The organism is Extibacter sp. GGCC_0201, from assembly GCF_017566055.1.
In the GTDB taxonomy this organism is placed as follows: domain Bacteria; phylum Bacillota; class Clostridia; order Lachnospirales; family Lachnospiraceae; genus Extibacter.
The window spans coordinates 152,285-164,954 of sequence record NZ_JABFCH010000006.1; the positions used below are offsets into that span (position 1 = coordinate 152,285).

The following is a 12,670-nucleotide window of genomic DNA, read 5'->3' on the forward strand; positions in this document are numbered from 1 at the left end:
AGAATAAGATTGATATTAGTATCAGTCAAAAATTTTTGGAGGATTGATAATGAGCTATAAGACAATAGATTTGTTTTCTGGCGCAGGAGGGCTGCATATCGGCTTTGAAAATGCAGGCTTCGATATAAAGCTATGCATTGATAATGATAATCTTGTTGAGCAAACTCACAAGAGGAACTTTCCTAATATTCCGATAATCAATAGGGACATTAGAGAGATTACTGTAGACGAGATAAAACAATATATCGGCAACGGTACACTTGATGTAGTAATAGGGGGGCCGCCTTGCCAAGGTTTTTCTACGATTGGCAAAAGGGTATCTTCGGATCCGGAAAAAAGGGCAAAACATGATTCCAGGAACGATTTAGTGCTCGTTTATGCGAATCTCATCAAAGACTTTCGTCCAAAGTTTATTGTAATGGAAAATGTCAAAGGGATATTGACATTGAAAAATGGAGAGTATCTGAAGAATGTAATGAAACAGCTTGAAGATGCGGGATATGATGCCAAGTATAAGCTTATTAACATGGCAGATTATGGAGTGCCAGAAATAAGGGAGCGAGTAATCATTATAGGTAATCGCGTGGGGCTTCCAGTGTCATTTCCTGAACCTGATCATTCGGACAATCCTGATGACGATCTTCCAGGGTGGAATAATTGTTGGGATGCCATTAAGGATTTGGAACTACTTGGAGACAAACCAGCTATAAACCATGTTGCGCTAAAGCATACTGCGAAAAATATTGCTAGATATAAACTTATACCAGAAGGTGGCAGATTGCCAGAAGATGATTTGCCTCCGGAATTGTATAGGCGCAACTTTGGCAATACATATAAACGGCTAAGCAGGACGAGACCGGCATTGACTATGGTGCCAGGAAATGATGCATTTCCGATTCATCCGACGTTGCATAGAAGCCTTACTGTTAGAGAAGCTGCCCGAATTCAGACTTTTCCGGATTCGATTATCTTTGAGGGAAACCGAAGACAACAAGGGCATCAAGTAGGAAATGCGGTGCCGCCAATGTTTTCGGAAAAATTGGCCAACTTTATTCTTAGTGAAATACAAAAAGCAAAGGATAGTGGATTATATGAATGCGATTGATTTGTTTTCAGGTGCTGGGGGATTGTCTATCGCCTTAAGGGATAGTGGGTTTAAGATAATAATGGCAAATGAAATCAATCCTCGTTTTGCTGAAACCCACAAGCATAACCTCCCGGATGTGCCTTTAATCGTAAAGGATATAAATGAATTGACCACAAAAGATATAAAAAAGGTTATCGGAGATACTGAGGTTGACCTTGTAGTAGGAGGACCTCCGTGTCAGGGATTTTCGGTTTTTGGCAAGCGTCGCTTTATCAATACACAGGAATATGATCCTCATGAGGACCCAAGAAATTTTCTGGTCTATCAGTACATTAGAATTGTAAAAGAGTTGAAACCTAAATTTTTCTTTATGGAAAATGTGAAGGGATTTACCAACCTTGATAAGGGGCTTTTTGTAGAAGAGGTAAAAAAACAATTCAGGAGTATCGGCTTTGAAAATATATGGTGTGAGATAATCTGTGCCTGTGATTACGGAGTGCCTCAAGAGAGGTACAGAATGTTTATGATTGGAAATCGTTTGGGAATTGATTTTGAGAAGCCGGCCCCAACGCATTTTTCCAAAGAATCTGGATTGAAACCGGAATATATGACAGTAGGTGATGTTATTATGAATCTGGTGGGCAAAGAAAATGAGGTACCCAATCATATTCCACTTGCACATAAAACCATTGTGGCTAGAAGATTTGGATATGTTAAAGAAGGAAGTAAACTCAACGTGAATGATTTACCTCCAGAACTTGCAGTTGCAACGCGAAAAGATTCAAAAACTGGAGTTGTTTCTAATTACAGCCATGTATTTAAGAGACTTGATAGGAAGAAGCCTTCAACTACGATGGTGCCAGGACATAATGCATTTCCTATTCATCCCACACTTAACCGAACATTGACTGCAAGGGAGGCTGCCAGAATTCAAACATTTCCAGATGACCATATCTTTTTTGGAACAAGACAGGAGCAGTGTATTCAGGTGGGAAATGCTGTACCTCCTAAAATGGCTGTGCCATTTATAAAAAAGATAAGAGAGTACATCGAGTCAAGCGAGGAGGAGTAAATATGAGCCATGACACAGAGGCAGCATATGCGTCTTCAGAAGTAGCAGATTTAATAATGAAAAATCAAGGTTTTTATTTTGGGAATATGGGAACTACAGGAACTTGGTCAGTGTTTGCTGGGCGTGAAGGAGGCCGCCAGTGGCCGCTTGCTGACGGTGTGATTAGTGCACAGAATACCACAGTACCCGAAATAAACATTGCGTTTGAATATAAAAGACCAAATGAGGGTGTGCATGGAATTCTCACTGCATTAGGGCAGTCACTTGCCTATCTCGAAAAAGGATACCGTGCTTCAGTAATGGTGGTTCCTGAAAAGTTTTCTTCGCATATGGATCCAGGAGGGCATATTAAACGTGTGATTGATACAACAGTTCCAGATATCCCAATATCGATATATACTTACTCGCAACCTAATTTATCTGCTACAAGACCTTTCTTAGGAAAATTGAAATGCGTTAGGGATGTTTCACTTCCGTCTAGCAGGATAATAGCTAGGACAGGGACAGGAACTAAGATTTCTGGAAGCGTGACTACTCTTTGGGCGCATATGCGAGAAGGAATGAGTCATCCGGATGCGTTCTATAGATACTGTCAGGCCGTAAAAGTAGTTACAGCGAGCTCAGAGGATTTGGCAAATATTGATATACCTCCTGAACTGGTAGCGGCAATCCACCGTATAGATTCAACTGCAGATGAGTTCAAGTATTTGTCGAACACTGTAGGTGATGAAGTGTCAGATAAAGCCTGGCGGTATGTGTGGTTCAATTATTATTTTTGGAACAATTTGATGCCAATATATAAAGCAAGAATGCCATACACTGTTAATGATACATCTACACGTATCAAAAAGAGCGAGACCGAATACCAGAAACTATTCTTTGGCCGAACTGATTCAATCAAGCAAAAGTTAGTTGATGCATTAAATGCTGGCTCAAAAGTTGAAGGTGATGCTTGGGAGGAATATGCCCGAAAAGTACGTAGCGATGCTCATAGTTATCGCGAGGTTATAGATTCAGGATTATATCATATCGGTTTCTTGTCGCCTGATGGGACACTCACGGATTTGGGATATAAATATGTGGATGCATGTGAGAGAATAGATAATGCATACATGGGAATCCCGCTGGAGATATTGAAAGCCTCCGTTCTTCAAAATGGGCAATATGGGGCGATGTTACATTACATTTACAAATTATCGGAGGAAAGATTCAATCAGAATCTTTTTGAATTTGCCACAAAAAATCCGAATGCAGGAGAATATAAGTTTGAGCCTACGGACTATTTGCTATGGCTTGACGATGAATTTACGAAGCTTCATTTATCTAAGAAGTCGTCAATTCGTGCCGGGGGCACAAGGAAGCCGTTTCAAGCAGAAATATCTTTTCTTAAAAAGATGGGTTTTGTAAAATCGTCTGGTTTGACTAGAAGGCTTACTGCTTATAGAGTGGGGCTGGGACTAGAAATTGATTGGCCGCAAGTACAGAATAGTATGATGTATTTCCAGAGCCTGTAACCTGAGATGCCAAGGAGACTTAAGTATGAAGCGAAGCAGATTGTTTACGGGAATTGTGAAAAACAATCTAGACAATCAGTTATAGGGGATATGGATGACTATTTGGTAAAAGTTGATTTTTCCTTGTTTAATTAACGCTTAAATTAGTTACAGATATCGGAGAGATTGAATATACTACACAGAGGTTTTGTTTATAGAAGTGTCAGACCTTCCAAAAAGTAGAATTGCATTTGATATGGTTTTAGATGCCACACTGGTAATGTACAACTAAGATAGTTATCATAATGATGAATCAGAAGTGAAACATCCGTATTTTATGATTCATTGAGAGAGATTTAGAGTGCAAATTATAGGATAAATAGACTTAGACATTTGTGTGTATCTGGTGCACAATAACCAGAAGAGGCCAATATCGAGTTCTCTTGCCCTGATTATTTGCATGGAAAAGATGGATAAGGAAGCGGATGAATTTTTGCCGAAGTATTTCGTGAAGGCAAAGTTACAACCCATGTGGCTGAATTTAGTAAGGCTCGCCAGGAATGTGGTTCTTACAGTTCTTAGATATAGTATTCCTGAGGGTGAGGACATATTTGGTTAGACTTATTTTTGCGATAGTAATACAAAACTTTATAACAGGGATGCAGATAAAGAAGTGATAATCCTCGTCAAATCAAGAAGCATAGTTGTGGATACTATATTTTCTTTAAAAGAATTATTGGTGCATATAGTAATACGATTATACATGGGTGTATACATTAGGCTCTTCATAAAGAGCTTTCGCCTTAAAGTGGCTGTTTGATGAAGATATGTTAAAAATTGAGGATTTTGTGCCGTCAATACTGTTAATTAGTTTTCTTGTTCGTTTGCGCAGACAAAAATTCTACAGTGTACTATTCTGTTTCATTATTATCAAGAGGGACTTTTCCGTTATTTAGGAATAATTTTAAAGCAGCCTTCTGATTGATACTATAGAAACATACTGCCAAAATACTAAGAGGAAGAAGCATGCAGTTACCAACCGCCCCAACATTAAAAACTGAACAATTATCCCGTCTTTTCAGCAAAATGAGTGAATGCTACAAACTCTTCTGGTTCCAAGCGCTGATTAATAAAGTAATGGAAGGAAAAATCATTATCTCCTTTAATGAACTGATTAATGAGATGATAGCTGATGCATGGTATATGGTTTCGGAGTATAAGCTGAACTTAGGGCCGGCTGACACTTTGGAAGCATTGGTACACCATGTGTTCAACACAGGAAGATTAAAATCAAATGAAAAGAAAGGGCACATCATCCAGTTCCTTGATGCAAGTAAAGACAAGAAACTGCTGAAGATGAAGAAAACATTGACCGACAACGTCCCCTACCGGTTGCAGGCGCCATTCATAGAAGGATTCAGCGGCGTAGGCTGGAGGGTATCTGAAAAGGTACTGGCCGAAAAGATAAACCGGGAAAAGCATTTGATTTATTATTATTTAAAAATAGATGGCTTAAATAGTCAGATAGAAATTAAAGAAGAGTGGGCTGAATATATCAAGCGTAATTACCAGATATTGTGTGGGTGGATCCGCTATAACTTGATTACATATCTGCAGAAGCGGAATCCAAGCGTCCCGGGGATAGTAAATAAGCTGGAGCCACCGATGGAACGTCAGATGGAGAAGGTAAAGAAGTATTGGAAGCTGCTTATAGGAATTAGTCCAGTACATGAAATATATTCTGGCCAGCTGCTTACGGCAAAGGATATCTCCATTGACCATTTTGTCCCGTGGTCTTATGTAGCGCACGATGAATTCTGGAACCTGCATCCGACAACGAGAAGTATTAACAGCCAAAAAAGCAATCAGCTGCCGGATTGGGAGAAATATTTCCCATTATTAAGTGAAATAGAATATTATTCTTATCAGAAGATGTGGGAATATGAAAAGGTGCATAATGAATTTGAAAAGTTGCAGAAAGAGCATGTAAATAACATGGAAGTGCGGATGAAGCTGTACCGTAAAGGACTGGACAGGCAGGAATTCACCGGCAATCTGGAAGAAGTTATCCTTCCGGTTTACCAGGCTGCACAGCATATGGGATTTCGCAATTGGGTATGTAAATGAAAAGAACAAGCATTGATTATTATGAGAAGTATGCAGAGACATTCTTTGAAACAACAGTTTTGGCTGATATGCAGATGGTGTATCAGCCCTTTCTTTCCTTGGTAAAACCACAGGGGAGGATTCTTGACCTTGGCTGTGGAAGCGGAAGGGACAGCAACTATTTCATCCGGCGCGGGTATCAGGTAACAGCGCTAGATGGTTCACCGACGCTTGCAAGGCTTGCATCCGATTATATCGGACAAGAAGTAATCTGCAGCAGGATAGAAGAATTGGCGTATGAGCGGGAATACGATGGCATCTGGGCGTGTGCGTCGCTGGTGCATATGGAAAAGAAATACATGCCAGAGATGCTTGGAAAAGTGAAACGAGCGTTGAAGGATGATGGGATTCTATATGTATCATTGAAGTATGGCAGCGGTGAAGGAGTCAAAGACGGACTTTATTTTAACTATTACGATGAAGCCCAATTACGGACAGTTATTGAAGAGCTGAAGGATATGGCAATTATGAAGCTGTTTAAAACAGAGGATGTAAGAAAAGAGCGGAACCAGGAATTCTGGATAAATGCGTTGATAAAACGAAAGACAAAATGCTAAGAATATACGCAATCTTTTATAATTAAGAAAGCTGGAAGATTCCATTACCATGGAATCTTCCAGCTTTCTTTCATTTCCAGGCAATACAACATTCCGTTTCCCTTGCACACTTCCCTCTCTATGGAAATATATAACATAGTAACAAATTTGGTTGACAAATCTCCACTTATAAAATATAATTAATTTAACTTTAATAAATATATGCAGATAAAAATGCATAGAAGCACAAAAACATGCCGAATACGATATCAATACGGTATTTTTTTGCCATAATTATGAAATAAACTTTAATAATTACAAAGTTTGTTTCATAATTAAGAGTCCAGAAAGGGGGATGCCGCAGAAATCCATTACAAAAACAGCCTATTTTGGCATACAACGGTAATTGTATTTAAACAACATTAATTTATTCTAAAAGGAGAAGGGTATGAAGAACATTTATAAGAAAGTAATTGCGGTTTTATTGGTTTTGACAATGATGTTATCTCTCGCTGCCTGCACAAGCGGAGATTCCGGCAGCAGTGGAAGTTCTTCGGGCGGCAGCAAGAAAGATAATAAGAAGGTCGGCATTGCCATGCCGACGAAGGATCTGCAGCGCTGGAGCGAAGACGGCGCCTACATGAAAGAGGCCATGGAAAAGGCGGGCTACACGGTAGATATCCAATATGCCAATAACGATATCGGTGTCCAGGCTTCACAGATTGAGAACATGATTACGGGAGGATGCGGAATCCTCGTTATCGCCTCTATCGACGGCGGAGCCCTTTCGGAAGTGCTGGAGAAGGCCAAAGCCGCCGACATCCCGGTCATCGCATATGACCGGCTTATCATGAATACAGATGCGGTCACGTATTATGCAACCTTTGACAATGAGAAAATCGGAATTATGCAGGGACAGTACATAGCGGATAAGTTAGACCTGGAACATAAGGACGGGCCGTTTAACATAGAGTTGTTCACCGGGCCGACCGATGACAACAATGTGAATTTCTACTTTGGCGGTGCCATGTCCATCTTGCAGAAATACGTAGACGAAGGCAAGCTGTTAATCAAGTCCGGGACAGAAGCATCGCTGGCCGCATGTGCCACACCAAACTGGTCGACAGAAGAGGCGCAGAAGCGGATGGAAAACATCATCACGAAGAGTTATACCGGAGGCGAGAAGCTGGATGCCGTGCTGTCATCCAACGATTCCGTGGCAAATGGCATAACGAACGCTCTGGTTGCCGCAGGCTACACAGCGGAAGATTTTCCGATTATCACCGGACAGGACTGTGAGATTACATCAGTGAGAAACATGATCAAGGGGCTGCAGTCGATGTCTGTCTTTGTGGATACGAGAGAGCTGGCTAATGTGACGGCCGACATGGTGGAAGCCATCATGAAGGGCGAAGAGCCGGAGATTAACAATACGGAAGACTATGATAACGGCACTGGTATCATTCCGACTTATCTCTGTGAGCCACAGGTTGCCGATATCGACAACTACAAAGAAGTGCTCATAGATTCCGGCTATTATACAGAGGACAGGCTTCAATAGCAGATTTACAGACTGACAGGGCGGCTGCGGTATGCAGCAGCTCCTTTAGAAAGGAAGAGATAGTTTGAGCAGAATACTAATGGAGATGAAGGGGATTACCAAAACCTTTCCCGGAGTCAAGGCTCTGGATGATGTAAACCTGCAGGTGGAAGAAGGCGGGATACACGCGCTCGTAGGTGAGAACGGGGCCGGAAAGTCAACCTTGATGAACATTCTAAGTGGGGTGTATCCATATGGAAGCTATGAAGGGAAAATCATCTATGAAGGGGAGCGCTGCGAATTTCAAAAGATCAAGGACAGCGAAAGAAAAGGGATTGTTATTATCCATCAGGAGCTGGCGCTCGTGCCATATATGACGATTGGAGAAAACATGTTTCTGGGTAATGAACGGGGCAGCCGATACAACGTGAACTGGAACGCCACGTTCAGCCAGGCAGAAGAGCTTTTAAAGACCGTCGGCTTGTCCGAGCCGCCGCAGACGCTCGTCAAAGATATCGGGGTCGGCAAGCAGCAGCTCGTGGAGATTGCCAAAGCACTGGCAAAAGACGTCAAGCTTTTGATTTTGGATGAGCCGACGGCTTCTTTGAACGAGTCGGATTCCAGAAAGCTGCTGGATCTGCTGCTGGCGCTGAAGAAGAAGGGGATGACCTCCATCATCATATCCCATAAGCTGAATGAAATTGCCTATGCAGCGGACAAGATTACGGTACTGCGGGACGGCATGACGATAGAGACGCTGGATAATGAGGCCCACGTCATCGATGAAGACCAGATTATCAGGGGAATGGTCGGAAGAGAACTGACAAACCGGTTTCCGGCAAGAGAGAATGTGGCAATCGGCGAGGTGAGCATGGACATCAGAAACTGGACGGTCCACCATCCCCTTGCCCCGGAGAGGAAGGTGGTCGATAACGTAAGCATGTATGTCAGACGCGGCGAGGTAGTCGGCATATCCGGCCTGATGGGAGCGGGGCGTACAGAATTTGCCATGAGTGTATTTGGCAGGAGCTACGGTGTGAATATCAGCGGAGAGATGACGCTTTCCGGCAGGAAAGTGAAACTGAATTCCGTCCAGCAGGCGATAGACAATAAGCTCGCTTATATTACCGAAGACCGTAAAGGCAACGGCCTCATATTAAGCAACCCGATCCGGGTGAACACGACGCTTGCGAAGATGGATAAGGTGAGCCGTTTTGGAGTCATTGACAAGAACAAAGAATATGAAGTGGCTGAGACGTATAAAGAGAAGCTGCGGACGAAGACACCTACCGTGGAACAGAATGTCGGCAACTTAAGCGGAGGCAACCAGCAGAAGGTCCTGCTCGGAAAATGGATGTTCACGGAACCGGATATTATGATTTTGGACGAGCCGACGAGGGGAATCGATGTCGGCGCAAAATATGAGATCTACAGTATTATCAACGCACTGGCTAAAGAGGGGAAGTCTATTGTCATGATATCTTCTGAACTACCGGAAATCCTCGGTATGTGCGATCGGATCTATATCATGAACCAGGGCAGGTTCGTAGGCGAGCTTGGCAGGGAAGAGGCGACGCAGGAAAAAATCATGACACTCATATTGAAGCAGGGCGGGGAGCAGTAAAGGAGGAGAGGATTAAGGTGAATAGTGTAAAAGAGGTACTGAAGAAGAATACAATGTTATTTATTCTGCTCATAGTCGCATTGTTTTTCGGATGGAAAACGAACGGGGTGTTATTCGATTCTCAGAATGTGACAAATCTGATAGCACAGAACGGCCATGTGGTAATCCTGGCGGTCGGCATGCTGATGTGCATATTGACCGGAGGCAATATCGACCTTTCGGTTGGCTCGGTTGTAGCATTCATAGGGGCTGTGGCAGGTAAGCTGATGGTTACATATAAGATGAATTTTGGACTCGTTATCGTCATCTGCCTTGTGCTTGGCATCTTGATAGGCATGTGGCAGGGCTTTTGGATTGCTTATATCAGGATTCCGTCCTTTATCGTAACCCTGGCAGGAATGCTCCTCTGGCGCGGCGTGGCGCTCATTATCCTGGACGGGCTGACGATATCGCCGTTTCCGGATGCATTTAAGATGATATTCAACAGCTATATCGCGAATCCCTTCGGGGGCAGCATCAACGTGACGTGCATGCTGGCTGCTGTGCTGGCGTGTCTGGCCTATCTCTTCGTATTTATTAACAGCCGCAGGAACAGGCAGAAAAAGGGATATGCGGTAGACAGACTGGCCCCCTCTGCCGGGAAGGCGGCTGTCATCTGTCTCGTCATCCTTCTGGCAGCCTACCGTATGGCACAGTTCCAGGGGCTTCCGACCATCCTCGTCATCCTGGCGATAGTCGTCGGCGTCTATACGTATTACACATCCAAGACGGTCGGCGGCCGTTATCTTTATGCAGTCGGCGGCAATGAGAAGGCGGCTAAGATGAGCGGGGTCAATACGAACCGCGTGCTGTTCTTTGCATTTACCAATATGGCATTTTTAAGTGCTGTCGCCGCACTCGTATGTGTGGCCAGATTTAACTCGGCGGCGCCGACAGCGGGCAAGAACTACGAGATGGACGCCATTGCTTCCTGCTACATCGGCGGGGCCTCGGCCTACGGTGGCACGGGAACGGTGATGGGAGCCGTAATCGGCGCCGTATTTATGGGTCTGCTCAATAACGGCATGTCCATCATGGGTGTAGATTCCAACTGGCAGCAGGCAATCAAAGGGCTGGTTCTCCTGGCCGCAGTTGCCTTTGATGTAATATCGAAGAAAAAAAGCAGATAAGGAGTGGCAGATATGGATTTAAAAAACTTATATAAATGGTGCAGCATTCCGGCCAAAGAGCTGGCGGGGAGAGAGGACTTGAAAGTTCCCCTGCGTATAGTGAAGGATTCCGATGAACTGGGAACGGTGATGGCCCGCGATTTGGTGGACGAGATAAAGAAAGCGAACGAAGAGAAGCGCATCTTCCGGCTCATCGTACCGTGCGGACCGAAAGAATGGTATGCGCCGTTTACCGATATGGTGAATGAAGCACATGTTTCGCTGCGGAATATGGTCTGCTACCACATGGATGAGAACCTGGACTGGGAAGGGAAACTGCTGCCGAAAGAGGACCCCAATAATTTCCGTACTTTCATGGAACGGTATTTCTATGGCGGCATAGAAGAGGAGCTGCAAGTTCTGCCGGAAAACCGGCATTATCTGACCCCGTATAATATGCAGGAGATGTCCCGGATGATTTCTGAGGTGGAGATCGATTACACGCTGGGAGGATGGGGCCAGGACGGACACATCGCGTTCAACCAGGCGAACCGCAATCCATATGTAGAAGTGTCGTTAGACGATGTGCGTAATTCCACCGCAAGGATACAGAACAACAATAACGATACGATACTTGCGCTGTCCCAGAGGGGATTGGGAGGGGCCTGGCAGTTCATGCCGCCTATGTCTATTACATTAGGGGTCAAAGAGTGTATGAAGGCTAAGAAAATAAGAGTCTATTCCGCCACAGGAGCGTGGAAGCAGACTGCCCTGCGGGTTGCACTGTTCTCGGAGCCGACCGTGGAATATCCGATGACGCTCCTGCAGGAACATCCAGACGCCTTGATTACAGCGACGAAAGAGACGGCCTCCCATCCCATCAGTGAACACCCGGAGTGGGAGTTCAGAGCCGTAAACAGTAAATAAGGGTAAAGGTGGGAGATATATGAAGTTTGACAAGATTATAGCGACCGGAGGCATCGGCACCGGCATGCTGTTCCTGAGCAGCCAGCAGAAACCTCTTGGACGGAGCGAGTCACGTTCCGTAACATTGAGCCCTGCAAAAGATTATTGCAAACAACAGATTGTCCTGTATTATACAGCGTCCCTGCTGAAGGACAAGATACCGGTGTACCCCGTCGGATATGTCGGGGCCGATGGCAGCGGCAGCGCGATAATTGAGGAAATGCGTCTGCAGGGCATGGATGTAACATACATATCCCAAAGCCCGGAGTATCCGACGACCATCAGCATCTGCCTGCAGTATCCGGACAGAGAGACATGCAACTTTACAGCCGGCAACAGCGCTTCGGGCCTCGTCACGCCGGAATATGTTAAAAACGCCATGATGCAGATTGGCGTAGATGAAAGGACAATCGTCTGTGCGATTCCGGAAGTACCGGTTGCTTCCCGGGCAGAGATGGTAAGAGCCGGAAAGATGAAGGGGGCCCTTACCGTCTTGTCGGTACCTGTTTCAGAGGCAGAGGAGTTTGAAGAGCTATCCATATACAGGTATGTGGACATCCTTGCCGTCAACTTGGAAGAGGCACAGGCAGTCGCCCATAGCAGCGAGACGGGGGAGATACTGCTCAGGCAGCTGGCAGATAAGTTGGGAAATTGGAACCCTTGTCTGTCAATCCTGATGACATGCGGCAGAGATGGGGCATATACTTACGCCAGCCAATCGGTGGAAAGGATTCCCCCATTACTTGGCAACGCTATAAATACGACCGGTGCCGGAGATGCATTTCTGGGCGGCGCCCTTGCCGGTATTGCCCGGGGCATGGAACTCCGGAAGGAACGAAACGACCTCGTGTTCGGAGAAACGACACTCAGAAGCGCGCCGGAGCTTGGAACGATCTGCGCCGGGATGGCAGTGGAATGTGAGGACAGCATCGCATTCCATGTGAGCCCTATGACGATTCAAGGTCTGATCTGCAAAAATGGATGGACTGCAGAAAATCATTTTATCTAAATAGCAAAATAACATTTGGGAAGAGGGGA

General features: G+C 44.7%; 10 protein-coding genes. All 10 read left to right on the top strand.

Features of this window, described 5'->3' with window-relative positions; translation table 11 throughout:
• The first annotated feature begins 49 nt into the window (after nt 1-49).
• Nucleotides 50-1,105 carry a DNA cytosine methyltransferase gene (locus HJV72_RS06145; RefSeq protein WP_208069538.1) on the top strand — a complete coding sequence of 352 codons (1,056 nt, stop codon included), beginning with the start codon at nt 50-52 and terminating at the stop codon, nt 1,103-1,105.
• On the top strand, nt 1,092-2,159 hold the full coding sequence (locus HJV72_RS06150; RefSeq protein WP_208069540.1) for a DNA cytosine methyltransferase: 1,068 nt from the start codon (nt 1,092-1,094) through the stop codon (nt 2,157-2,159). The genes HJV72_RS06145 and HJV72_RS06150 overlap by 14 nt, the downstream gene beginning before the upstream one ends.
• A gap of 2 nt (nt 2,160-2,161) precedes the next feature.
• Nucleotides 2,162-3,673: a hypothetical protein gene (locus HJV72_RS06155; RefSeq protein ID WP_208069542.1), complete on the top strand. Its 1,512-nt coding sequence runs from the start codon at nt 2,162-2,164 to the stop codon at nt 3,671-3,673.
• A 1,005-nt stretch (nt 3,674-4,678) separates the two neighbouring features.
• Complete coding sequence (locus HJV72_RS06160) at nt 4,679-5,779, top strand: HNH endonuclease domain-containing protein (protein ID WP_208069544.1); 1,101 nt, start codon at nt 4,679-4,681, stop codon at nt 5,777-5,779.
• Entirely contained in the window at nt 5,776-6,375 is a 600-nt protein-coding gene (locus HJV72_RS06165) for a class I SAM-dependent methyltransferase (protein WP_208069546.1), read from the top strand. Before HJV72_RS06160 ends, HJV72_RS06165 begins: the two co-directional genes overlap by 4 nt.
• Nucleotides 6,376-6,811: 436 nt before the next feature.
• A complete protein-coding gene (chvE, locus tag HJV72_RS06170; RefSeq protein ID WP_442899291.1) occupies nt 6,812-7,915 on the top strand; it encodes a multiple monosaccharide ABC transporter substrate-binding protein in 1,104 nt (367 codons plus the stop codon).
• Between the two features lie 64 nt (nt 7,916-7,979).
• Entirely contained in the window at nt 7,980-9,518 is a 1,539-nt protein-coding gene (gene mmsA / locus HJV72_RS06175) for a multiple monosaccharide ABC transporter ATP-binding protein (protein WP_208069556.1), read from the top strand.
• 17 nt (nt 9,519-9,535) lie between these two features.
• Nucleotides 9,536-10,687, top strand: a complete 1,152-nt coding sequence (mmsB, locus tag HJV72_RS06180) for a multiple monosaccharide ABC transporter permease (protein ID WP_330618834.1) — start codon at nt 9,536-9,538, stop codon at nt 10,685-10,687.
• Between the two features lie 12 nt (nt 10,688-10,699).
• Nucleotides 10,700-11,593: a 6-phosphogluconolactonase gene (locus tag HJV72_RS06185; RefSeq protein ID WP_208069557.1), complete on the top strand. Its 894-nt coding sequence runs from the start codon at nt 10,700-10,702 to the stop codon at nt 11,591-11,593.
• A gap of 19 nt (nt 11,594-11,612) precedes the next feature.
• Nucleotides 11,613-12,641 (top strand): carbohydrate kinase family protein, encoded by a 1,029-nt coding sequence (locus tag HJV72_RS06190; protein WP_208069558.1) that lies wholly within the window; start codon nt 11,613-11,615, stop codon nt 12,639-12,641.
• Nucleotides 12,642-12,670 lie beyond the last annotated feature (29 nt).